This is a genomic window from Paenibacillus foliorum, from assembly GCF_013141765.1.
Classification (GTDB): Bacteria; Bacillota; Bacilli; order Paenibacillales; family NBRC-103111; genus Paenibacillus_S; species Paenibacillus_S foliorum.
Genome location: NZ_WHOD01000120.1, coordinates 1 through 931, shown reverse-complemented (window position 1 = coordinate 931; position 931 = coordinate 1). Strand labels below are relative to the sequence as shown.

Here is a 931-nt window from a genome sequence, read left to right as displayed (position 1 = left end):
TAACGATAGTTTAAATGGACGTACAAAGGAGTCCACTGCTTCCTTGAGTACGTTCATTTTTTGTATAGTATAGCCAAGGATCATATACTCCTTAAAATGTTTTAATTCCCAATAAAAGGATGTTCCGTTTTTCTTGACAAACACAACATAAGTACTAGCTTTATGCAATAAAAGAAGCTCCGGATAAGTTTCCAGGGCTTCTTGATAAATTAAAGCGATTTGGTTACATTTATTCAACGGGCAGGATAGTTGAACAGTGTTGTTTAATTTGTGTTCAACAATCGGGACATATTGTGGAATAAGAAAATTTGTCATTATTTTAATGTGTAGTAGACTAAGTAACTACAGTTTTTTCCTCCTATTTAGTTGGAATGAATTTTTTGGTTTTTTAAACGAAGAGGAGAGTCAATATGGAAGTAGTATATTTTGCAGGTGGATGTTTATGGGGAGTACAAGCTTTTATAAAAACTTTACCTGGAGTTAAGTTTACAGAAGCAGGAAGAGCTAATGGAACAAGTCACACACTTGAGGGTGATTATGATGGGTACGCCGAATGTGTAAAAACAGGATTTGATCCGACAGTTGCAACGATCAGGGAATTAATGGGGTATTTATTTGAAATCATTGATCCATACAGTTTAAATAAACAAGGACAGGATGTTGGCGAGAAATACAGAACAGGAGTATATAGTGAAAAGCCTGAACACTTAAAAGAGGCGAAGGCGTTTCTTAGTGAGAGAAATGATTATGACCTTATAGTTGTTGAAGTATTACCTCTCACAAACTATGTGAGAAGTGCAGAAGAACATCAAGATAGATTAGCTAGATGTCCAAATGATTATTGTCATATTCCAGAAGAAATATTAAGTAGGTATAAGTTATAATAAGGGGAACACTGTTTATTAAAACGGGACACGTTTGTTCAATAAGA

General features: G+C 34.5%; 2 protein-coding genes. One reads left to right on the top strand and one right to left on the bottom strand.

Annotated features, from left to right (window positions below; genetic code table 11):
• On the bottom strand, nt 1–315 hold a 315-nt coding region (locus tag GC093_RS35610; RefSeq protein ID WP_216624973.1), incomplete at its 3' end, for a hypothetical protein.
• Nucleotides 316–410: 95 nt separating this feature from the next.
• On the opposite strand from GC093_RS35610, the gene GC093_RS31710 reads away from it, so the two are divergent.
• A complete protein-coding gene (locus GC093_RS31710; protein ID WP_171655958.1) occupies nt 411–884 on the top strand; it encodes a peptide-methionine (S)-S-oxide reductase in 474 nt (157 codons plus the stop codon).
• The last annotated feature ends 47 nt before the right edge of the window (nt 885–931 follow it).